The sequence below is a fragment of the Hafnia alvei genome (assembly GCF_964063325.1).
In the GTDB taxonomy this organism is placed as follows: domain Bacteria; phylum Pseudomonadota; class Gammaproteobacteria; order Enterobacterales; family Enterobacteriaceae; genus Hafnia; species Hafnia alvei_B.
This window is the reverse complement of sequence record NZ_OZ061315.1, coordinates 202,540-225,407: the sequence shown is the minus strand read 5'-3', so window position 1 is coordinate 225,407 and position 22,868 is coordinate 202,540. Positions and strand designations below refer to the sequence as shown.

General features: G+C 49.0%; 18 protein-coding genes. 12 read left to right on the top strand and 6 right to left on the bottom strand.

From position 1 onward, the window contains the following. Positions 1–20: 20 nt before the first annotated feature. From AB3Y96_RS01060 to AB3Y96_RS01050, 3 genes are all read right to left on the bottom strand, one after another. A complete protein-coding gene (locus AB3Y96_RS01060) occupies positions 21–1,163 on the bottom strand; it encodes a BamA/TamA family outer membrane protein (RefSeq protein ID WP_072308832.1) in 1,143 nt (380 codons plus the stop codon). After that, on the bottom strand, positions 1,163–2,269 hold the full coding sequence (locus tag AB3Y96_RS01055) for a hypothetical protein (protein WP_367298302.1): 1,107 nt from the start codon (positions 2,267–2,269) through the stop codon (positions 1,163–1,165). Before AB3Y96_RS01055 ends, AB3Y96_RS01060 begins: the two co-directional genes overlap by 1 nt. A gap of 192 nt (positions 2,270–2,461) precedes the next feature. Continuing rightward, positions 2,462–4,816: a zinc/cadmium/mercury/lead-transporting ATPase gene (locus AB3Y96_RS01050; RefSeq protein WP_367298301.1), complete on the bottom strand. Its 2,355-nt coding sequence runs from the start codon at positions 4,814–4,816 to the stop codon at positions 2,462–2,464. Between the two features lie 278 nt (positions 4,817–5,094). On the opposite strand from AB3Y96_RS01050, the gene AB3Y96_RS01045 reads away from it, so the two are divergent. From AB3Y96_RS01045 to gntU, 12 genes are all read left to right on the top strand, one after another. Then, on the top strand, positions 5,095–5,790 hold the full coding sequence (locus tag AB3Y96_RS01045) for a pirin family protein (RefSeq protein ID WP_072308829.1): 696 nt from the start codon (positions 5,095–5,097) through the stop codon (positions 5,788–5,790). Positions 5,791–6,183: 393 nt separating this feature from the next. Further along, positions 6,184–8,322 (top strand): type VI secretion system tip protein TssI/VgrG, encoded by a 2,139-nt coding sequence (gene tssI, locus AB3Y96_RS01040; protein ID WP_367298300.1) that lies wholly within the window; start codon positions 6,184–6,186, stop codon positions 8,320–8,322. 28 nt (positions 8,323–8,350) lie between these two features. Further along, on the top strand, positions 8,351–12,463 hold the full coding sequence (locus tag AB3Y96_RS01035) for an RHS repeat-associated core domain-containing protein (RefSeq protein WP_367298299.1): 4,113 nt from the start codon (positions 8,351–8,353) through the stop codon (positions 12,461–12,463). A 47-nt stretch (positions 12,464–12,510) separates the two neighbouring features. After that, positions 12,511–12,906 carry a hypothetical protein gene (locus tag AB3Y96_RS01030; protein ID WP_367298298.1) on the top strand — a complete coding sequence of 132 codons (396 nt, stop codon included), beginning with the start codon at positions 12,511–12,513 and terminating at the stop codon, positions 12,904–12,906. Positions 12,907–12,928: 22 nt separating this feature from the next. Then, entirely contained in the window at positions 12,929–13,012 is an 84-nt protein-coding gene (locus AB3Y96_RS01025; RefSeq protein ID WP_367300259.1) for a hypothetical protein, read from the top strand. Next, positions 13,002–13,457, top strand: a complete 456-nt coding sequence (locus AB3Y96_RS01020) for a hypothetical protein (RefSeq protein ID WP_367298297.1) — start codon at positions 13,002–13,004, stop codon at positions 13,455–13,457. The genes AB3Y96_RS01025 and AB3Y96_RS01020 overlap by 11 nt, the downstream gene beginning before the upstream one ends. Then, a complete protein-coding gene (locus tag AB3Y96_RS01015) occupies positions 13,454–13,867 on the top strand; it encodes an ankyrin repeat domain-containing protein (protein WP_130987531.1) in 414 nt (137 codons plus the stop codon). Before AB3Y96_RS01020 ends, AB3Y96_RS01015 begins: the two co-directional genes overlap by 4 nt. A gap of 469 nt (positions 13,868–14,336) precedes the next feature. Continuing rightward, on the top strand, positions 14,337–14,963 hold the full coding sequence (locus AB3Y96_RS01010) for a hypothetical protein (protein ID WP_367298296.1): 627 nt from the start codon (positions 14,337–14,339) through the stop codon (positions 14,961–14,963). Between the two features lie 262 nt (positions 14,964–15,225). Continuing rightward, positions 15,226–16,605 carry a glycoside hydrolase family 1 protein gene (locus AB3Y96_RS01005; protein WP_367298295.1) on the top strand — a complete coding sequence of 460 codons (1,380 nt, stop codon included), beginning with the start codon at positions 15,226–15,228 and terminating at the stop codon, positions 16,603–16,605. Between the two features lie 144 nt (positions 16,606–16,749). After that, positions 16,750–17,745: a gluconate operon transcriptional repressor GntR gene (gene gntR, locus AB3Y96_RS01000; protein ID WP_072308825.1), complete on the top strand. Its 996-nt coding sequence runs from the start codon at positions 16,750–16,752 to the stop codon at positions 17,743–17,745. Between the two features lie 189 nt (positions 17,746–17,934). Further along, positions 17,935–18,474, top strand: a complete 540-nt coding sequence (gene gntK / locus AB3Y96_RS00995) for a gluconokinase (RefSeq protein WP_040046672.1) — start codon at positions 17,935–17,937, stop codon at positions 18,472–18,474. Then, positions 18,474–19,811, top strand: a complete 1,338-nt coding sequence (gene gntU, locus AB3Y96_RS00990) for a gluconate transporter (protein ID WP_367298294.1) — start codon at positions 18,474–18,476, stop codon at positions 19,809–19,811. Before gntK ends, gntU begins: the two co-directional genes overlap by 1 nt. 70 nt (positions 19,812–19,881) lie before the next feature. On the opposite strand, the gene rhtC is transcribed toward gntU, so the two are convergent. From rhtC to AB3Y96_RS00975, 3 genes are all read right to left on the bottom strand, one after another. Next, entirely contained in the window at positions 19,882–20,505 is a 624-nt protein-coding gene (rhtC, locus tag AB3Y96_RS00985) for a threonine export protein RhtC (protein WP_040046673.1), read from the bottom strand. A gap of 70 nt (positions 20,506–20,575) precedes the next feature. Further along, positions 20,576–22,045 carry an ATP-binding protein gene (locus AB3Y96_RS00980; RefSeq protein ID WP_367298293.1) on the bottom strand — a complete coding sequence of 490 codons (1,470 nt, stop codon included), beginning with the start codon at positions 22,043–22,045 and terminating at the stop codon, positions 20,576–20,578. Next, on the bottom strand, positions 22,046–22,762 hold the full coding sequence (locus AB3Y96_RS00975; protein WP_367298292.1) for a response regulator transcription factor: 717 nt from the start codon (positions 22,760–22,762) through the stop codon (positions 22,046–22,048). Positions 22,763–22,868 lie beyond the last annotated feature (106 nt).

Genomic DNA, 22,868 nt, shown 5'->3' with positions numbered 1-22,868 from the left:
TCCATATTTGAGTACAATGTTCAAAAGGCTTCCCCTACCTGAAAATAGAATCCCGTACTGCCTTTACCAACGCCAAGATCGAGACGAACGTTCATACGCGGCTTAAATTCAAAACGATAGCCCACGCCCACCGAAGGTAGCCATGCGCTTTGGCCTAAATCTCGCGTATTTGGCCCCATGGTGCCTGTCCCCAGCCAGCCAACAACACCATGACGCCAATCTAGCTTTCGTCGATATTCGATTTGCGTACTCACCACGTTTCGATCGCGGTAACGCCCTTCGTAATAACCACGCATCCGATTATTGCTGCCCAGCAACGGCAGCATATTCCATGGAACATCGCCCTGCGTGAAGCGACCATCAATCTCCCACGCCAGCACATTTTTGTCATCTAGCGCATGGTAAAGTGCATAGCGAGTATCCAAAGAATCAAAACGGGTATCACTGCCAAGCCCTGGAGCATAATAGGTATAGGTTAAATTCACTAACTGACCATGCCGGGGATTGGAAACAAAATCGCGGGTGTCGTAGGTAAACGTTGCGCTAGCGCCCGAGCTCAGCACCGAAGTACCCGCTTTTTCGCGCTCTAGCGTTCCGCGATCTTTATCTTGAATCGATGCGGCATGGACAGAAGAAAATGACCAGCCAAGACCTAAATAGGTGTTAGGCGCAATTCGGTAGAGCAGATCGGGCTTAGCGCTGAATTCCTGCGAGGTGTATTTCTGTTTATCGTCATTATTGCGGCCAGCACTAAATCCCGTTCCCCAATAGTAGGTCGGCATATCGTTGAGTGCGCCGCTGAGATAAAAGCGCCATGCATCGTCAGCAAAAAAGCTGTAGTTCTCTAAACCTAAGCCGAAAGCGCCGGTAGAACTGGCGAATCCGCTCAGCGAAAGCGTTGAGTTTTGGCTAACGTGATCGTGTTTGTCCGGACGATACATGCCAACTACGGCCATGCCTACGCCCAACCCTAACTCTGGCGTATAAAAGGGGCCCGGCATCACGCCCCAATCAATACCTTTATCAGGGTTAAACTGGTTGTCCGAACCGAGCCCTTTTAACCAGCCATCCACCTGCTGACGCGACGGCAGGAGATCTCCTGCCCGTGCAAAAGAAGAAATACTAAGGCAAGCCACGAGCCAAAGCCCGCCAACGCGACGCATTAGAAGCGGTACTCACCGGATACGAAGAAGCTATTACGTTCAGCAAAACCGATTTCAGTCAGGACATTGAAGTTGCGGGTAATCTCATACTGTGCCCCGACTAGAACGTTCCAAGGCGATTGCAGGTGCTGTTTGACGTCAAAGCGGCCTTTGCCGTCTTCATTTGCCAAATTCATCAACTGCTGCAACTCTGCAGGCATATTTAAATCATTCAGATTGCCTTTGAATTCTTGTTGCACATCCTGATACATCGTCCCAACCCAGACATTAAGCTTGCTTGGCCCCATATTCAGCATGTCAATGGCCGGCAGAGTGAAGCGGTAGCCTACGCGCGGAGAGGCCGTGAAGGCATCAATACTACCATCAAGAATATCAAAACGAGTCTGGGTATAGTTCAAATCCACCATACTGAACCAGTTGCCGTAGCCGCCCACCAGCGTCGTACCTGCGCCATAAGTGGTACCTTTGAAATCCAGTTTAAAATCAATATCTTTTAGTGTTCCATTCTGATTCATACCATGAATAACGCTAGATATGATTTTATTCAGCCCTTTAAAATTAGAAGGATCGGAATCCACCGAAACATTAGATAACGAGCTTCCCTTGGTATGCCCAATAATGCCGTAGACGTTCATAAAAGGCAGCACCCACGCATCCAACTTCATCGTCTCTGTTTTGCTTTTTTGACGAGTTTTACCCACTTTTATATCAAACAGATTAGAAGGAAACGCGATGAAATGGCTCCCTGTACCTAATCCCAATCCGCTGAAATTAATGCTATCAACATCAATGTTCTGGCGTATATTCATATAGTTGACGCTAACACCAAAAGGCTCAGGCAATTCATAGCCCAACGCTCTCGCCTCATCCCCCCAGAAAGGTAAGAAAGAAGATTCCTGTTTCGCGGCGCTCTTGTCATTCACCTGCTTGGTTGTCGCAAGACTTTGCTTTTTCGAATCGGTCACTTTTGATTTTGAGAGGAATTGTGGTGTTGATGCCTGATCGATAAGTGTTTGAGTTGCATCATCGCTCGCGGGCAGATCAGCAAAAGCAAAAGATGACATCATCGCTGCTGGAACCAGCGCTAGCAGAGTGGATTTCTTCATTTTTTTATTTGGCTTGTATTAAATTCGTGAATTGTTTGCTCGATTAAATACGAAAAACGAGTTAACTCGGACTAAAAACCGAGCGAGTATACCAATAAACTATGTGGGTATCGTAAGTCATAAAATGCGCATCGCGGCTAAAAAAGACTTTAGCCGCGATTTATTTTCTTGTAATAACAGGGCGTTATTACGTTACTTCGACTTTCTTAATAATCTTAAAGCATTCGCGGTAACCAAGGCCGTTGCGCCAGAATCCGCTAAAACGGCCAGCCATAACCCCGTCAATCCTAACAAGCTTGTCACCATAAACACCGCCTTTAGCCCCAGCGCAATGGTGATATTCTGTCGAATATTGGCATGTGTCGCGCGCGACAGCGCGATGATTTCCGGCAATCCGGTTAGGCGGTTATGCGTTAGCGCGGCATCAGCCGTTTCGAGCGCCACATCTGAGCCGCTACCCATTGCAATCCCAATACTCGCGGCCTTCATAGCAGGCGCATCGTTAATGCCGTCACCGACCATTGCCGTATCCGCTTTTTGGCTGAGCGCCGTTAAAGCATCCACCTTATCAGCAGGCAGCAGACCGGCGCGGAATTCAATCCCGAGCTTGCTGGCGATAGCCGCCGCTGCGCGCGGATTATCACCGGTTAGCATCACGCCGCTGATCCCCATCTGTTTCAACTGCGCCAAAGCCTCCACGGCGTCTGCGCGTAAGGTGTCACTTAATGCAATAACGCCAATAGGTTGCAGTGCTTGAATAACCACCACCACGGTTTTCCCCGCGCTTTCTAACGCATGGATCTGCGCAAGTGCATCTTCGCTCAAGGCATCCTGCGGCAGCTTAGTCGGCGCCATCACCTGAACCCGATCGCCATTAACCACGCCCTCAACCCCAACACCCGCCTTCGCCTGACGATCGTCGGCAGTTAGCATGGCTAATTTTTTATCAGCAACATTACGGACAATCGCCTGCGCCAAAGGATGATGCGAGCCCACTTCAACCGCAGCGGCTAACGTCAAAATCTGATCGGTGTTGATCCCTGACAAAGCAACAACGTCTGTTACCTGCGGCGTTCCCTGCGTCAGCGTTCCGGTTTTGTCGAAAGCAATGGTGGTAACCCTTCCCAGCTGTTCCAGCGCAGCCCCGCCTTTAATTAATGCACCACGGCGCGTTGCTGCGGCCAGACCCGAGGTAATGGCTGCCGGAGTCGAAATGACCAAGGCACATGGGCAGCCAATCAGTAACATAGTCAGGCCGCGATAAATCCAAGTATCCCAAGGCTGGGCAAACAACAGCGGCGGTACCAAAATTACCAACAGCGAGAACAACATAATCGCGGGCGTGTAATACCGGCTGAAGCGATCGAGGAAACGCTCAATAGGTGCTCGGCGCTCATCCGCTTCTTCAATCAGGTGAAGGATGCGGTCAATCGCATTATTGCCCGGTTCCGATACCACACGAAGCTGACATACGCGATCCACAACCAGCGACCCCGCGGCCACTTTCTCTCCACTTTGGCGTTCAACCGGCACCGACTCACCGGTCAATGCGCTTTCATCAAAGCTAATGCCATCCGCCAGCAACTCGGCATCTGCTGGCATACGTGCGCCCGGCGCAACTTCGATAATTTGCCCCGGCATCAGCGACGACACCGCAACCGTTCTACGCTTGCCGTTTTCAACCACGACGGCGTCTTCCGGCACCAGCGCCATAAGCGCCGTTACACCTTTACGTGCGCGGCTCGCGGCGTAAGACTCTAAGAGTTCGCCGATCATAAACAACAGCAGCACCATCGCGGCTTCTTCGGTCGCACCAATAAACAGTGCGCCAATTGCGGCAATGCTCATTAAGGTTTCAATCGCAAATGGCGTACCGCTACGCGTCAGGTTCCATGCCTGCCGAACCACCGGAGCCAAACCAACTAACGTGGTGGCAATAAAGGCGATACGGCCTAATGCTGGGCTAATCTGTTCAATGCCATAGCTGACGATCATCATGACCACTAACGAGATCAACAGACCGTATTCTTTCCAAAAACCATTTTCAGGCTGAGTTTTCGTGCCACCTGCACCAAGTAACACAAAACCGGCTTTTTCCACCGCAGCTTGTACTTTTTGGCTAACGTCATGCCCCGCATCAACAACCAGTTTTTCAGTGGCAAACAGCACGGCGGCGCGCTCCACGCCGGGAATGCCCCCCACCGCAGTTTCTATCTTTTTGGCACAGCTAGGACAATCCATACCGCGGATTTTCCAACTAAAACGCTGACTGCCTATCGGTGGTGGAGTGAGTGGAGGTGCCGAGGGGTGTTCGTCCTCATCATCGCCATCGTCGTGGCAATGACCGCCGCTACAACAGCTATCGCCCTCAGAAGAAGAGGAAGAAACCGAGCTGCCATGGCTATCTTGCGATACAGTTTTATCAGAACAGCAACCATGTTGGGTTTTACTGTGGCTGTGACCGCAGCCGCATGAAGAACTTGCATGGTTATGACTATGCTCGTGTGTAGGGTCGGTTCCATGTGAATGGTGAATGTGCTCAGACATGCTGACCTCCGTAAGGTTATCCGCTAAACGGAAAAGAGAAATAATCGAGATTTAATAGCAGTCTACACCTTGGAGTCCACTCCAGAGTCAAGGATTTAAATGAGAAAAATTCTTGTTTTTCACGCATCCTAAATCCAATTTCTGGTTTTAAATCTAGAACTTGTTCTGATTTTTTGAACAGAGGGATGAGTTTTTTACGCTTTCATATTATCGGCTTAGGTCTAAACTAGATTTCAACAACAAGAGCCTGATTGGCTGGCTCATAGGAGATTTTGATTATGATTTATATCCGTAAAGCAAATGACCGTGGTCACGCAAATCATGGTTGGCTGGACAGCTGGCACTCATTTTCTTTCGCCGATTATTACGATCCAGACTTCATGGGTTTTTCCGCATTACGCGTAATTAACGACGATAAAATCGCGGCGGGTGAAGGTTTCCCAACCCATCCACATAAAGATATGGAAATCCTGACTTATGTAATGGAAGGGGCAGTTGCTCACCAAGACAGCATGGGCAACAAAGAACAGGTTAACGCCGGTGAGTTTCAGATCATGAGCGCCGGTACCGGTATTCGCCATTCTGAATTTAATGCTCATCAGGATCGCGATTTACACCTGTATCAGATTTGGATCATTCCAGATCAGAAAAACCTGACGCCGCGCTACGAGCAGAAAGCGTTTGATGTTCCACAGGGTCGCCAGTTGGTGCTGTCTCCCGATGCTCGTGATGGATCGCTGAAAGTGTTCCAAGACATGACGCTCACTCGCTGGGCGCTGTTGAAAGACGAACAAAGCGTCTATCAGATGCAGGCCGATCGCCGCGTTTGGATTCAGGTAGTTAAAGGCAATGTCTCTATCAACGGTCAGCACGTCAGCACCGCAGACGGTGTCGCAATTTGGGACGAAGCAGCTATTTCGATCCATGCAGACGAAAAAGCAGAAATTCTGTTGTTTGATTTGCCACCGGTGTAATTGAAAACGTCAGCGTAATAAATAAGAAATAACTCACAGGCCACTGATTATAGTGGCCTTTTTATTCTATCCAGAAAATTAACTTTTCCTTAATTATCAATTAATTTTAATAAATCCCCATCAGGTTATAAATTAACCCGAAAACACATCCACAGGTAAAACTCGCTCTTGTGTTTCATGTTCATACTGGATATCGACACAAACTGGAAAAGATATAGCGCAGTTTGAAATCGCCTAAAAATGGTTCATGACAAACTATGTCACCATTCGATCTGGCTGCAAGATATATGTTTTCGCGATTGTACTGAGCTATTTATTTGCTCTTAACCAAAGCAAAAATAGTTTTGGCGTCATGTATCTGGTCAACGGAAAATAATGTAAGGACACTTCACGATGAAAAATGGATTGTATTTTTCGTGCCAAATTGGTGGGTTACCCACGAATACTTTTGATGTAGCAGAGTTTCATTTAAACGAAAAACTCTCAGAGCTATTTGAGCTAACCCTAACGCTGGTTAGCCATAACGCGAATATTAATATTGATGACTTACTGCTTTTACCTGCGTCATTAACAATAACAGTTAATGATATAAAGCAACGAACAATAACCGGGATCGTGGCTCGTGCTGAGCATGGCGATAGCGGATTTCGACGCACGTTTTATACATTAACGATACGTCCCGAAATGTGGACGATGACGCTTAACCAAGAAAGCCGGATTTACCATCAGCGTTCGGTACCCCAAATTTTAACCGAGCTACTACAGCAAAATCAGGTTAAAGCCACCTGTGTTCAATTAAAAGACCCACATCAAACGCGTGAATTCGTGACTCAAAAAAGAGAGTCGGACTATCAATTTTTTTGCCGTCTTGCATCCGAAGAGGGGCTTATTTTTTGGTTCGATACCGAAGGAATGCAGTATGGCGACACTCATTTAGCAATGCCAGGTACCGATTTATTATTCTATAACCCACATCCTAAAACCGCTATGGATGGCGATATTATCCACAGCTTGCGGTTTGGTGCCTCAATGCGCCCGGGCAAAACGGCGCATAAAGATCGCAACTACCACATTCCAGATTACTTCTTAGAGCATTCAGCCGAGGCGGAAAACGCCTCAAATAGCCATACGGTTTTTGAAAGCTATGGTCGCTTTCAAAAAGATGCCGAAGCAGCGCCTATGGTGAAATATCGGCTTGAACAAATTCGTTCAAACAGCCGAACTGGGCATGCGCAATCTAACTGCATCCGCCTGATGCCGGGCTACATGTTCAGGATCACTGAACACCCACTCCAAACCATGAACGACCTTTGGCAAATAACGGCCATTGAACACCACGGAAAAATGCCTGAAGCGTTAGAAGAAGAAGATAATCAAGGCGGCACCACATTAACCAATAGTTTCAGCTTTATGACCGGAAAAGCAGACTGGCGGGCACCTTTCATCTTCAAACCACAGGCTGATGGAGATGAAGTTGCTGAAGTCGTTGGTCCTAAAGGGGAAGAAATTTATGTAGACGCAGATGGTGCCGTTAAAGTGTTTTTTCATTGGAATCGCTACGACGCTGAAGATGACAAAGCATCATGCTGGGTTCGTGTTGCTCAGGGATGGAACGGCAATGGATTTGGTTTCCTTGCAACGCCTCGCATTGGCCAAGAAGTCATTGTTTCTTATCTCAATGGTGATATCGATCGCCCCATCATCACGGGGTGTACCTACAACGGCAATAATCGCCCACCGCTAAATTTGCCCGCAGAAAAAACAAAAACCACGTTTAAAACCAAAACGCACAAAGGCGACGGTTTTAACGAGCTTCGCTTCGAAGATGAAGCGGGCCGTGAGGAGGTCTACATCCATGCCCAGAAAGACATGAATACTGACGTTCTCAACAACCGCAGCACGACCGTTGACGCCAATCATACCGAGCATGTGAAAAAGAATCAGGCCGTTACCGTTGATAAAAACCAGATAACAACGGTGAAAAAAAACCAAATTATTCATGTGCATAAAAATGAAATGGAAACGGTAAACATCGCTAAAAAAGAGACGATTGGCGTTGCCAAAATTCTCAGCGTAGGTTCCCTCTATCAAACCGTTGTCGGCGGCATTATGAACACCTCTGTCGCGCTGATTGAAGCACTGCAGGTTGGAATCATGAAATCCCTAACCGTGGGGAAAAACTATACCGCGAAGATTGGTAAAAAAATGACGGTCAGCGTCGGTGAGCGTAAAACCGAAAGCGCTGGCAAGGTGTCGGTCTACTCTGCAGGAGAGCATCTGGAGCTTTCCTGCGGCGGCGCAAGAATTGTTCTGACCAAAGAAGGAAATATCCACTTCATTGGAAACACCATTAATCTTCAGTCTTCACTTGCCTTAAGCGGCGATTCGACGCTGATTAACTGGAATTGCGGAGCCACATTGTCGCCTCCAGAGCTGCCTAAGGACACTGACCCCGGTGGTTTCGATGGCGTAATGGGTGGTGGCGGCGGCGGTGGTGGGCCAAGCGGCGCCGGTGGACCAGGATGCTACTAAATGCAGTCGATACTAAGGAAGGTATAACATGATCGGATTACCCGCAGCGCGTCAAACAGACGAAACTACGATCGGCGGCCCTATCACGCAGGGTTCGTTAGGCGTGTTGATTGGCGCACCCAGCGGCGTGGCCTGTTCGACCTGTCCCAATGGACAAAAAGTCGGTAAGCCCGTCAACCCGTTATTGGGCGCCAAGGTCCTCTCCGCCGAAACCGACGTCACCTTACCGGCCACGGTGCCTTTTATCCTGTCCCGCAGCTACAGCAGCTACCAAACCGATACCCCAGCGCCCGTGGGCTTGCTCGGCCCCGGCTGGCAGTTGCCCAGCGGTATCAGCCTGCTGGTGACCAAAACCGGCCTTATCCTCAACGATAACGGCGGGCGCAGCCTGCATTTCAACACGCTCGCCGTTGGTGAGGCGCATTTCAGCCGCAGCGAATCCCTGTGGCTGGTACGCGGCGGCCTGCTTGAGCGCGATAAAAACCATCCCCTGGCGATGCTCTGGCATACCCTGCCCGAATCGTGGCGATTAAATTCACACCTGTATTTGTGCACCGCTGACGCTCTCGGCCCGTGGTGGGTGTTCGGTATTTCGGAAGACGAAGGCCGCACCGCACTCCCTGCCCCGCTGTCCGCGCGGCGTTTTTTGCGCGGCATGCGTGACCGTTTTGGGCAGGAGCTGCAATACTTTTACGCCGGTACTGACCTATTTTCCGGCGTCATTACCGAGGTCGAGGACAGCGTAGGCCGGCGTTATCGGCTGGAGCACCAGCATATCGCCGAGGCGGTCTGTACGCAGCGCGGCGGCTGGGGGCGTGACAACGGCGTTCGCCTGTCGGCAGTGTTTTTGGTGCATGACCCTGATTTTCCCGATGCGCCCGCCGAGCCGCTGGTGCGTTACGAGTACACCCCGCGCGGTGAGCTGCAAACCGTGTATGACCGCAGCGGACAGGCCATTCGCCAGTTCGCCTATCACCCCGATTTGCTCGGACGCATGACCGCCCACCGTTATCTGGGCCGTCCCGTCAGCTGCTATACCTACGATGCTCAGGGCCGCGCCGTGACCCAAAGCAACCCCAACGGGCTGGATTATCAGTTCGATTATGCCGCCGAGAGCACCACGGTGGCCGACAGTCTGGGGCGTCGTGAAACCTACTATTACACCGGCGAGAAAGGCCTTAAACGGGTGGTGAAGCGCACATTCGCTGACGGTAGTGAAAGCCACAACGAGGTGGCGGGCTATCTGCTGATGGCGCAAACCGATGCGCTGGGGCGAAAAACTGCTTTCACCCACGATATTACCACCAGTCAGCTCACCAGCATCGTCGCCCCCGACGGCAACCGCACCCGCTTTGGCTATAATCTCCACGGTTTACTGACTCAAACGATACTGCCCGATGACCGTCGCCTCACACGTAGCTATGACGCGCTTGGCCGCCTGACCGCAGAAAGTGACGCCCTTAACCGCACCGTGCGCTATGCCTATGCCGACGAGGCCAGCTCGCAGCCCTGTACGATTACCGATGCTGGCGGCGGAGAGAAACACCTGACGTGGACGCGCACCGGCCAATTGGCCTGCTACACCGACTGCTCGGGCAACACCACCGAATACCGCTATGACCGCTGGGGGCAGCGCAGTGAGATTTGCCGCCCCACAGGCCTCACTTTACGTTATGCGTACGATATCCGTGGACGTCTGACCGCCACGGAAAACAACGCAGGTGAACGCACCCAGTATCACTACAATCCCGCGGGTGATTTAATCACGCTGACCGAGCCCGACGGCAGCCAAACCGTGATGACCTACGATGACAACGGCCGTTTGCTCACGCGCACCCACGGCGGTGCCACCCAGCAGTTTACCTATGACGCCGCCGACCGACTGATTGCGCTCACTAATGAAAATGATGCCCAGATGCGTTTTACCTATGACGCGATGGACAGATTGGTGGAAGAAGTGGGCTTTGACGGACGGGTTCAGCGCTATCGCTACAACGCGGCTGGGGAATTAATAGAAAGCGACGATGCCGGCCTGATAACCCAGTGGCAGCATGATATTTTGGGGCGATTAGTCAGCCGCACCCACAATACCGAAGATGCCGAAAGTGACATAGCGCGCTGGGAATATAACCTCGACGGCCAGCTAATAGCCGCGCATCACGTCAGCGAAGGCTACCCCGTCAGCGTGTTGTTTGAACGCAACCTGTCCGGGCAAATTAACCAAGAGCAGCAGATTGTCAGCGCCCCTGACGGCAGTATTTTGTGGCAGCACCGCATCCAGCATCGTTATGATGCCAACAGCGCCCTGCTGTTCACCACGCCCGACGGCCTACCCACCCTGCACTGGCACACCTACGGCCCCGGCCACCTGCTCGGCGTAGCGCTCGGCGAGCAAAGTCTGTTGGAATTTGACCGCGATACCTTACACCGAGAAACGCAGCGCCGCTTTGGCGAAAGTATCTTAGAGACAAGCTATACCGAGGTCGGACGGCTGCACAGCCTCACGCTCAGTACCCCCAACGCCGACCCGCGCGCACAGGAATACCGCTATACGTCGCGTGGCCAGCTGAGCGATATTGTCAGCCCATTTTCATCGCAGCACTATGGGTATGACGCCGCCGGCCGCCTCATCCACGAGCGCAGCGCCCACCGCCACACCGACTACCACCTTGACCTCGCGGGCAACCGGCTCATCAACCGCTACATGCCCGAGGCCTTTATGGCCGACATGCGCCATCCGGGTAATCGCCTGAGCGAAGATGCGCACTTTTATTATCAGTACGATGCCCACGGCAATCTTACTCAAAAAACCCGCAAACGCGACGCGGGCGAAGTGCATCACTACCGCTACGACCGCAGCCATCGCCTCGTCAGCTACCTCTGCGCGCAAGACGGCGAAGCCCTGCGCGGCGGCCGCTACTGCTACGACCCATTAGGGCGGCGCATCGGTAAACAGGTCATGCAGCGCAACCAGCCCAAGCACATCAGCTGGTTTGGCTGGGACGGCGACAAACTGGTGCTCACCGAACGCGATGGCACCCGCATTCACACGGTCTATTTGCCCCACAGCTTTGTGCCCCTGCTGCGTTTTGAAGGCGATAAGCCGCCGACAATCACCCCGTTGGCCGATAAACTCGAGCTGGAAGTGGGTATCACCCTGCCGCCCGATTTCAAGCAAACCCTGCACCATATTGAGCTAGCGCTGCGCGCCAACCGCCTCAGCACGGAGCAACACGCGTGGCTCAATCAGGTTCAGCTCAGCCCGGAATATCTGGCCACCCTGCTCGACCCACTGCCGGATACGCCCTACGCCGCCCAGCTGTACGACTGCAACCACCTCGGCACACCGCAGCAGCTCATCAACCTCAACGGCGATATCGACTGGTCCATCACGCTGGACGCCTGGGGCAATGCGCTCAGTGAAGAAAATCCGCATCAGCTGCACCAGCCAATCAGAATGCAGGGGCAGCAATACGATGAAGAGTCCGGCCTACACTACAACCGCCATCGCTATTACGATCCGACGATAGGCCGGTATATTACTCAGGATCCGATTGGGTTGGATGGGGGAATGAGTTTTTATTCCTATCCTGTGAACCCGTTGCAATTTATAGATCCATTGGGGTTGGAACTAACTACAGAACAGCAAAATGCAATTCAATCCGCAGCTGAAGATTGGTCAAAATCTAATGTTCCATATCGCTCTGGTGGCACTACAAAAACAGGAGCTGATTGTTCAGGTGCAATTTCATCAATATATAAACAAGCAGGTATAGATATAGGTCGATTAACTAGCGGTCAATTTACTCACGATCCTCGCTTTATTCCCGTTAATGGGGAACCTACTTTAGGTGACGTCGGGCATTATCCCGGGCATGTTGTATTATATGGTGGAAGCGCTACTGGAGTAAAAGGGAGAGATGTATGGAGCGCTTCTCATACCGGAGGCCCAGTGTTTAGAGCAAGCGATAAAAAATGGTTTGGAACACCTACTTGGTATCGATATTCAGCAGGAACAGGAACAGGAACAGGAACAGGAACAGGAACAGGAACAGGAACAGGAACAGGAACAGGAACAAAGTTAACATGTGGTTCATATGGAATACGTGATAAAAATGGGCAATGTAATGAACTTTTTTGAATGGGTTGTAATAAAACATATCATGAAAATTTTAAGATGAGGAATGCATGATTAAATTTATATTATTATATTTATCATTATGTAACTGTGCATATGCAAACTCACCATGCACTCAAATGATTAAAAGTTTAAATATAACGCAAAAAAAACAATTGGAAATAGATATTTCCAGACAAGCACACATAGAAAAAGCGAACATACTTAGAGTATTTAAAGATAAAGACTGGCTAATTATGTATGCCGACACATATGTTTCAGATGAAACGTTTTTTTTCTATGATGAAGATATATACAATAAGAAAACCCTCATCACAGAATGGAGCGGTGGAGCAATCCCTGCGGAAGAGGGTGATATACAAAATTGGGTTAAAATAAATGCAAAGGGAATTCCTGATAAATTAACAAAATGCTTTTCATGGTATGCCACTTTCGGTCGAAATTAATTAATACAATGAGGAATCAGGCATACATTATGACCACCATCGTTATTACGATCCGACGTTAGACCGGTATATTACTCACGATCCGATCGGGTTGGATGATGGATGAATATATATACCCTCATAACCCACTACAGATGGTTGATCCTCTCGGGTTAAATCCAGCAGCAGGAGCACTTGCTGGTGGGGCTGTCGGTGGACCAGTAGGAGCTGTAATAGGCGGGCTTATAGGACTTGCTGTAACTTGGGCATTATTTTCGTTAGCAAAATCTGGCTCCGGGTCAGGCACTGAGGATTCAAATTCAAAGCTGGATGAGTTCAAAGATACCGAATACAAAAGAGCAAAAAGTTTTTGTGATAAAAAACCAGAAAAAGGGAACAGTGATTGCGCATCACTATCCAAGGCTATTGATCATGCTAAATTGTGTGCAAGTTTATATGAAAGTTGGGATAATAAATGGTTCCCCGGTCGACATGATATAAAAATACAAGAAAGAAAAAATAGAATTAAAATTTTATCTGAACAGCATCGTAAGGAGTGCACAAATAAATGAATGATGACCTTAAATTAGAAAATTTATTTTTGAAATATCAGGATCATCCAGATTTTTATGGTGCAAAAATTACTAATGTGGACCAAAAATCTATCGATGACGACACAATGTTGCATATGGCAGCCAGAGCAGGATCAATTGAGGATATTGAAACACTCATTTCTGGTGGAGCTAACATAGATGCGATTGGTGATTTAGGGAATACACCATTACATCAGGCAGCAATGTTTGGACAACTAAAATCAATTGTTATTCTTTTGAAGCTTAAGGCGAAAACAACAATTAGAAATGAATTCAACCAAATCCCTGCTGATGTTGCCAGAGTTAATGGTTATCATGAATTATGGGAGTTAATAAAAGACTTTCATCCTATTACAACTTACCCAGTCCGTAGGAAGAAGAAAAAATGACAAACCATCAGTGGCAGATAACCACAAAGGGATAACATGGAGCTACTATGGTTAGTTCCTAATCTTAAATTAGACTCTGGTGCTAATTTCCTTTGACATATAGTTTTTGTTATACAGCATTAAATTTAGCACATTAATGAAAAATAGCACTTTGATTTTCTATCTGTATGGTTTATGTCTCAACATGCATATATTCAGCTAAATGCACGAATAGATATTATTAACTAGTAAGGTTTTGGTCGAAAAAATGAACGGCCTGTACGGTAATCTAGTGGAAAACGCTGCCATGTGAACGACCGTGAGTGCAGTTAATGACAAATTCACACTACAACGAACGTCCGATATTATCTGCATAATTACAGTGAGTGAGTTAGTTATGAAGAACTGTTTTAGATTCACGTCCCCCTGTCGAATAGCTGAGTACCGCTGAAATTGTCTGACAAACATGAATTTGCCTAGAGGATAAAAATTGAAAATAAATTCATTACTTTATTATATGCTTTTTTCTCTAAACGTTCCTGCTGCATCAGCAGGCTACCCACCTATCATCCCCATACACAAACAAGCTGAAATAACTTCAGAAAATACTGCCTTTGAATTTTACTTGTTATCTGAAGAAAAAATAAAGATATATGAATTTGTTTGTCGAGATGGCAGTTATTATGATGAAGCAGATTTCGGTAATTTCTCGGGATTTTATCAGTGTAAATTGATACAAATCATAAAGAACGGTCGTTTGGGGGCCGATGTACTAGCCCCTGACATAAGCTGGCGATCATCGGTAACACGTGCTCGTTTTGATGTGTCGTCGATTATTGGAGGATGTAAAAATCATCCAGAATATGGACATAAAAGAATATTTTTTGTTCAAGGAATGAAAGTCATTATTAACATCCACGATCTCAAACCTACAGCTGGCATGGTAAGTCTCTTTGAGAAGTATAAATTCACTCTTGATGTGGACATAAATAACTATCCATCATCGAGATCAGAATTCTCAGGATATGAGAAAGAGACGTGTACAGCTGAATATGAAAGGATCGATCAATCAGGGAATTATATTGATAAAGTAAAAATAATAAAACAAGATGAGTAATGCACAAGTTTTCTTAATACGGAGTGTAGCTCCCCCCAATCCGTGATCTACCCCACAGTTTTATCGCCATGAATGCTCATTCCGGAACCCCGCTCTCGCTTTGCTTCTTTCTTTATAGAAACCGGTTTCAAAAACCTATCCAATGTGGCTCTGCAAGTCGTCTTTTTGGCTCATGGGAGCTGCAAAACAACGAAAGCAGCCCTAATGCAAGGGCGAGCAAACGGGCCAATGAACTGGCGAGAAATTCATAATAGGAGCATTTATGACACATTCATTTCCAACAGGATTTTGGTGGGGTAGCGCCAGTTCGGCACCGCAGACAGAAGGTAATACGCTTGGCGGCGGTAAAAGCGCTACCGTGTGGGATCACTGGTTTGCCGAGCAGCCAAACCGTTTTCATCAAAACGTTGGTCCACAGGATACATCAACGTTTTACCAGCATTGGCGCGAGGATATCGCGCTGTTAAAACGCGTTGGACACAATAGCTTTCGCACCTCGATTTCATGGGCTCGTCTCATTCCCGAAGGTCGTGGGGCAGTCAATCCTGAAGCTGTCGCATTTTATAATCAGGTCATTGATGAAATGCTCGCTCAGGGCATTACGCCTTTTATCAACCTTTTCCATTTTGATATGCCCATGGCGATGCAGCAGATCGGCGGATGGGAAAATCGCGAAGTTGCAGACGCCTACGCGGAGTATGCCGATACCTGTTTCCGCCTGTTTGGTGACCGCGTTAAACACTGGTTTACCTTCAATGAGCCGGTCGTTCCGGTGGAAGGCGGTTATCTGTATGACTTCCACTACCCTAACGTGGTGGATTTCAAACGTGCGGCCACCGTGGCCTACCACACCATGATCGCGCACGCCCAGGCGGTGCAACGTTATCGCCAGCTGGATCAGGGCGGTGACATCGGCATCATTCTCAATCTCACGCCGTCATACCCTCGCTCTGAAAATCCTGCTGACGTCAAAGCGGCTAACATTGCCGATCTGATGTTTAATCGCAGCTTCCTAGACCCGGCGCTCTTAGGTAAATATCCTGATGAGTTAGTGGCTTTGCTGAAATCTCATCATCAGCTACCGGAGTGCCGCAGCGGTGACCGTGAGCTATTGGCTCAAGGCGTGGTCTCACTTTTAGGCATCAATTACTATCAGCCACGCCGTATTAAATGCCGCGACAGCCTAGTCAATCCTGATAGTCCATTTATGCCTGAATGGTTCTTTGAAAACTATGAAATGCCAGGCCGTAAAATGAACCCTCATCGTGGATGGGAAATTTATGAGAAAGGTATTTACGACATTCTGACCAATCTACGTACTGAATACGGCAATCCGCGCTGCTTTATTTCTGAAAATGGCATGGGCGTGGAGAATGAGCAGCGATTTATCGAGAATGGACAAGTCCAAGACGACTATCGCATTGAATTTGTGCGTGAACATCTGCAATGGGTGCATAAAGCGATTCAGGAAGGCAGCCAATGTTTGGGCTATCACATGTGGACATTTATTGATAACTGGTCTTGGTGTAACGCTTACAAAAACCGCTACGGCTTTATTCAGCTCGATCTCGCAACCCAAACCCGAAGCGTGAAAAAGAGTGGTGAATGGTTTGCGCAGGTTTCGCACGCGAATGGTTTTTAATGTGATTCTTCGGTAATTCACTGACATTGTTCATTGAAATCGCAGCTAAACGGCTGCGATTTCAGTCCACATTTGTTTTATGCGCCACATTGTTTTTTTGCTAAACTGTGTGCATTCGCCCGAACATTAGTTATTTCATTGAAAATGAAGAAAAAACGCCCTGTACTTCAAGATGTCGCAGATAAAGTTGGAGTGACGAAAATGACGGTTAGCCGTTATTTGCGCAACCCATCACAGGTATCTGCTGCACTTCAAACGAAAATTGCAGTGGCGCTGGACGAACTGGGCTACATCCCTAACCGCGCACCGGATATTCTTTCCAACTCTACCAGCCGCGCCATTGGCGTACTGCTTCCTTCTCTGACCAACCAAGTTTTCGCCGATGTAATTCGCGGAATCGAAAGCGTCACCGACGCACATGGTTATCAAACCATGCTGGCGCATTACGGTTATCGGCCAGAAAAAGAAGAAGAGCGTTTGCTTTCCCTGCTCTCATATAACGTTGATGGGCTGATCCTGTCTGAAAGAAACCACACCGCGCGCACGCGTAAAATGATCGAAGTATCGGGTGTACCGGTCGTCGAAATGATGGACTGCATTACGCCATGTATTGATACCGCGGTGGGATTCGACAACTTTGAAGCTGCTCGGCAGATGACTCAGGCCATTATCGATCGTGGCCATCGCAAAGTTGTTTATTTTGGTGCTCGTCAGGATGAGCGTACCGTCATCAAACAGCAGGGTTATGAGACGGCGATGCATCATGCCGGCCTGCAACCACGTAGCGTCATGATACCGCGCGGCTCTTCTTATTCGGTGGGCAGTGAACTGTTGCGCGAAGCGCTAGATCGCTATCCTGATATGGACAGTATTTTCTGTACCAACGATGACTTAGCGGCTGGTGCGGCTTTCGAGTGCCAACGCTTAGGTCTGCGTATTCCTCAAGATATGGCGATTGCCGGATTCCACGGCCACGATATCGGTCAGGTAATGACGCCTAAATTAGCCAGCGTACTGACACCGCGTGAGCGGATGGGTCAAATCGCGGCCGAACGGATGTTGTCTCGTCTACGTGGTGAAACCATTTCCTCTCAGATGGTCGATGTCGGCTTCACCTTACTTTATGGTGGCAGCATCTAATTACCCAGCAATCCCCCCCCTCATAATAGTTAATTCCCGTTAGTAACTGAGAGTAACCTCACAGTTATTGAAGCTACTTTGCCACAAATCTTGCTAATTATTATCGCTACTCAGACAATGTTACCCATAACAAGTTACCAGTAACATTGCATTTAGTGGATGGAAAACCGTCCCCTCTCTGGAGTAGAAATGAGCGATAAAAAACCACAACACCACGTTTTTATTCTGATGGGCGTATCTGGCAGCGGTAAATCTGCTGTAGCAACCTCTGTAGCCCAACAGCTCGGCGCAGGTTTTCTGGATGGCGACTTCTTGCACCCACGCGCCAATATCAAAAAAATGTCTGAAGGCCACGCGCTGAATGACGAAGACCGAACTCCATGGCTGAAAGCGGTTAATGACGCCATTTTCGCTATGCAGCGGACCAACGACGTCTCTTTGATCGTTTGCTCTGCGCTTAAAAAGCGCTACCGCGACATGCTGCGCGACGGTAACAAAAACGTTTCCTTTATTTACCTGAAAGGCGATTTCGATCTTATTGAAAGCCGTCTGCTGGCGCGTAAAGGCCACTTCTTTAAACCTCAGATGCTTGTTTCTCAATTTGAAGCGTTAGAAGAACCTACCAGCGTTGAGCAGGACGTTCACGCTGTCGACATCAGCCTCCCTCTGGACGGCGTTGTTGAAAACACAATTAAAACCATTAAATCTGTGATTTCTCAGGGGTCATAATGAGTACTTTTACTCTCGTATTTACCGCCGTAGGCTCGGTCCTACTGCTGCTGTTTTTAGTGATGAAAACCCGTATGCATGCCTTCGTTGCTCTGATGCTGGTTTCTATCGGCGCGGGCATTTTTTCCGGCATGCCGCTAGATGATATTGCCAAAACCATGGAAAAAGGCATGGGAGGAACATTAGGCTTCCTCGCCATCGTGGTTGCGTTGGGTGCCATGTTTGGCAAAATCCTGCATGAAACCGGCGCGTTAGATCAGATAGCCGCTAAGTTGCTAGATAGCTTTGGTGAAAAACGAGCGCACTATGCGCTGGGTATCGCCGGTCTAGTCTGTGCACTGCCGCTGTTCTTCGACGTAGCTATCGTATTGTTGATTGGCGTGGTGTTCGCCGTTGCCCGTCGTACAAATGGCAACGTTGTTAAACTGGCTATCCCACTGTTTGCCGGTGTTGCTGGCGCAGCGGCATTCTTGCTGCCGGGGCCAACACCGATGCTGCTGGCTTCCCAGATGGGCGCTGACTATGGCTGGATGATCCTGATTGGTCTGTGCGCAGCGATTCCGGGCATGATTTTAGCGGGTCCTCTGTTTGGTAACTTCATCAGTAAACACGTGACGCTGGCTCTGCCTGAAGATATCCAAGAGCCAAGCTTGGATAAGAGCAAACTGCCTTCTTTCGGTTTTAGTCTGGCGCTGGTTCTGTTCCCGCTGGTTCTAGTTGGTATGAAAACCATCGGTGCACGCTTTGTTGAAACCGGCACTGAACTGCACAAATGGCTGGAATTTATCGGTCACCCATTCACGGCAATTCTAATCGCCTGTCTGGTTGCGATTTATGGTCTGGCGATCCGTCGCGGCATGAGCAAAGAGAAAGTGATGGAAGTGTGTTCTGCGGCAATCCAGCCTGCGGGTATCATTCTTCTGGTTACCGGTGCCGGTGGCGTATTTAAACAGATTCTGGTGGATTCCGGCGTTGGCCCAGCGTTAGGTAATTCTCTGATTGGCGCAGGTCTGCCAATTGCGGTTGCCTGTTTCGTTCTCGCCGCTGCGGTGCGCGTGATTCAAGGTTCTGCTACCGTTGCCTGTTTAACCACCGTAGGTTTGGTTCTGCCGGTTATTGGCGAGCTGGGCTACAACGGCGCACAGATGGCGGCGCTTTCCATCTGTATCGCGGGGGGTTCTATCGTACTGAGCCACGTCAACGACTCCGGCTTCTGGCTGTTTGGTAAATTTACCGGCGCAACCGAAGCACAAACCCTGAAAACCTGGTCCGTGATGGAAACCATCTTAGGCACCACGGGCGCAGTTGTTGGTATGATCTTCTTCGCGGTGATGTAATTTTTACGAATACAAAAAAGGCGGCCTAATTAATCATTAGCCCGCCTTTTTTTATGTTCACTGAAGATAATTACGAACGAGAGAAAATCAGGTGCAAACCGAAGCCGATAAACAAGACGCCTGCGACGCCATCAATCCACTTGGCTAAACGCTGATAACCACGGCGCATCACCGGCAGCGCAAATACCGATGCTACAATGCTGAACCAAACAAAGGTTTCAGCCACAATCATCACGAACAGGCCAACGCGCTCTGGCGTACTCACATTGTCGCCGACGAACAGTGAAAACACCGAACCGAAATAAATCACCGCTTTTGGGTTCGACAGGTTAGTGAGAAAACCGCGCAGGAACGTTTTTCCACGAGCTGGCAGCGTGATACTTACCTCTTCGCCGCTGTCTAACTGGCCTTTTGCACGCGCAGACTTAAGGAGCTGATAGCCCATCCACGTCAGATATAAACCACCGCCCACGGTGATAATGCTATGCAGCCATGCCATTTTCATCAGCAGTAGATGAAGCCCCATCAGCGCAACTGCTGCCCAAATAACGATACCCAGTGTAATTCCCACTACGCCCTGCATTGCTTCAGAACGAGAACGGCTGACCGCCGTTTGGGAAACAAAAAAGAAATCAGGTCCGGGAGCCATTAAAGCCACCAGATGAACCAATGCCACCGTCAAAAACAACATCATCGGAGTTAACTCTTATAATTAGGGGGGAAATTCATGCTACCACTAAGTCTGTGAATAATTAAGGGAGCGATCACACCGGCAGCATTAAACGAAAACAAGCACCTTGCTCATTTTCATTAACCAACATGATATCGCCACCGTGCAGCTGCAGCATTCGTTTCACAATCATCAACCCCAATCCCCCCGAGGACTGGCGGCGCACGCCTGAGAGCAACGATGGACGCTCAAACAGCCCCGCTTTCAGCTCCTCTGGAATACCTACGCCGCTGTCGGTCAGTTGAACCCAAATTTGCCCTGCCTGATACCAAAGTCTCACCGCAATATTTCCCCCCTGCGGCGTATGGCGGATCGCATTATCCAACAGGTTGGTTAGCACGCGCTCCATCATATAAATATCGGCGTTGACCAGCGGTAAACCTTTGGCAATATCCGCAGTCAGTTTAATTTGGCGAGTTTCTGCCGCCAGCTCAAACTTCTGAAAAACATCCTGTAAAAGCTCGCTGAACGACATGCGTTCTTTCTGCGGTTTAACCGCGCCATATTCCAAACGAGCTAGCTCAAATAACTCCTGCGCTAGTCGCCCAACTTTAAGGCTTTGCGCTAAGGCAATGTCCAGATAACGCTTGCGATCCACTTCGCTTATACTTGCCGACTTCACCGATAGCGTCTCGAGATAGCCATGCAAAGAGGTCAACGGCGTGCGCAAATCATGTGAAATATTGGCAATAAATTCACGCCGTTGTTGATCCTGTTCTGCCAAGGTTTTCCACTGCTCGGCAATGCGCCTAGCCATCAAAACAAATGCACGCCGAAGCTGAGTCACTTCATCACTTTTTACATCAGCTTCGGGTACGCTCAGCGCCATAACACGAGCGTAATCCAGCCCTTCCTGCTCAAGTTTACTCACCTGGCGAGTAAGCTGACGCACCGGTTTTGTCACCCAGCGGAAAGCCAGCCAGCCGGCCAGTGAACCAAACAGCACAATCAATCCCATCGACCCCACGACGGTCCATACCGTCGAGCCAATGCGGGCATCATCCGTTAACCGAGCGTAATCCTCTCCCAGCAAAACAACGTACAAATAGCCTTCGGTTTTTCCCTCAACCTGTAGCGGTGCAACGCTAAAGACCTTTCGACCGTCGACACTACGCGGATCGTCGCCGTAAACCGGCATGCTTTGCCCCTGCATTAGCGCATTGATGGGTTGAAGACTCACATCACGACGTTTAATTCGCCCTTCTGGCGCCGCATCACCAATAATATGCCCCTGCTTATCAAGCAGATAAACTTCCACGCTCGGATTCACCGACATCAGCTGATCAAACAGCTTTTTTACCGAGGCAGGATTGAGTCCCTGCTCACCGAGCAACCGGTTATTCTCCGTAATATGCTGAGCAAGATTGACGGACAAACGTTGAATAACCTGCTGGCTATATTGCGTATTACTGCGTACCTGAAGCCAACCCGATACCGCACAGCAAGCGACCAGCAACAGCGCAAACACCAACGTTAAACGCTGGGATAAACTCAATCGATTCATTTAATTTCCCATGCTCGACGCCGTAAATTTATAGCCAGAGCCCCAAACGGTCAGAATATGCTGCGGCTCGGAAGGATCGGCTTCAATTTTTATGCGTAGCCGATTGATATGGGTGTTAACCGTATGTTCGTAGCCATCGTGCTGGTAGCCCCACACCTGATCGAGAAGCTGCAAACGAGAAAAAACTTTGTCGGGATTTTTAGCGAAAAAATACAGCAAATCAAACTCACGCGGCGTGAGATCGACAGGTTGTTGATCCTTCCAAACCGCTCGCGCTATAGGATCGATGATGAGCCCCGCAATTTCCAAACGCCCTGCATCCATCTGCAAATTACGGCTCATCGCTTCCTGACGGCGAAACAGCGCTTTAACGCGTGCTGCCAGCTCAATCATCGAAAACGGTTTGGCTAAATAGTCATCGGCGCCTAGCTCTAATCCCAGAACCCGGTGCACTTCACTGGAGCGGGCGCTAATCATAATAATCGGCGTATAACGCGTCATGCTGCGCGCGCGACGGCAGATATCAAGCCCATCAATACCCGGCAACATCAGATCTAAAATCAGCGCATCCCAACCGCCCTGCTCCAGCATCGCCATACCGACAATGCCATCAGCCGCGTGCTCTATGTGGTAGCCCTCATCACGCAGATGCAGCGCCAGTAAATCGGCAATATGCGCGTCATCTTCTACAATTAGAATTCGCTTCATTCCTTCCATCGCGTTCCGGCTCCACGTGCATTTTTATAATTAGTCTACACAGGGTTTGCGCCCTGAGTTATCACAAATAATTTATAACTCTGTGAGGCTTTGCTGAACAAGTGAA

Bases quoted from the DNA above. Each gene is read 5' to 3' on its own strand.
- AB3Y96_RS01060 (WP_072308832.1), bottom strand. From the start codon at position 1,163: ATGCGTCGCGTTGGCGGGCTTTGGCTCGTGGCTTGCCTTAGTATTTCT.
- AB3Y96_RS01055 (WP_367298302.1), bottom strand. From the start codon at position 2,269: ATGAAGAAATCCACTCTGCTAGCGCTGGTTCCAGCAGCGATGATGTCA.
- AB3Y96_RS01050 (WP_367298301.1), bottom strand. From the start codon at position 4,816: ATGTCTGAGCACATTCACCATTCACATGGAACCGACCCTACACACGAG.
- AB3Y96_RS01045 (WP_072308829.1), top strand. From the start codon at position 5,095: ATGATTTATATCCGTAAAGCAAATGACCGTGGTCACGCAAATCATGGT.
- tssI (WP_367298300.1), top strand. From the start codon at position 6,184: ATGAAAAATGGATTGTATTTTTCGTGCCAAATTGGTGGGTTACCCACG.
- AB3Y96_RS01035 (WP_367298299.1), top strand. From the start codon at position 8,351: ATGATCGGATTACCCGCAGCGCGTCAAACAGACGAAACTACGATCGGC.
- AB3Y96_RS01030 (WP_367298298.1), top strand. From the start codon at position 12,511: ATGATTAAATTTATATTATTATATTTATCATTATGTAACTGTGCATAT.
- AB3Y96_RS01020 (WP_367298297.1), top strand. From the start codon at position 13,002: ATGATGGATGAATATATATACCCTCATAACCCACTACAGATGGTTGAT.
- AB3Y96_RS01015 (WP_130987531.1), top strand. From the start codon at position 13,454: ATGAATGATGACCTTAAATTAGAAAATTTATTTTTGAAATATCAGGAT.
- AB3Y96_RS01005 (WP_367298295.1), top strand. From the start codon at position 15,226: ATGACACATTCATTTCCAACAGGATTTTGGTGGGGTAGCGCCAGTTCG.
- gntR (WP_072308825.1), top strand. From the start codon at position 16,750: ATGAAGAAAAAACGCCCTGTACTTCAAGATGTCGCAGATAAAGTTGGA.
- gntK (WP_040046672.1), top strand. From the start codon at position 17,935: ATGAGCGATAAAAAACCACAACACCACGTTTTTATTCTGATGGGCGTA.
- gntU (WP_367298294.1), top strand. From the start codon at position 18,474: ATGAGTACTTTTACTCTCGTATTTACCGCCGTAGGCTCGGTCCTACTG.
- rhtC (WP_040046673.1), bottom strand. From the start codon at position 20,505: ATGATGTTGTTTTTGACGGTGGCATTGGTTCATCTGGTGGCTTTAATG.
- AB3Y96_RS00980 (WP_367298293.1), bottom strand. From the start codon at position 22,045: ATGAATCGATTGAGTTTATCCCAGCGTTTAACGTTGGTGTTTGCGCTG.
- AB3Y96_RS00975 (WP_367298292.1), bottom strand. From the start codon at position 22,762: ATGGAAGGAATGAAGCGAATTCTAATTGTAGAAGATGACGCGCATATT.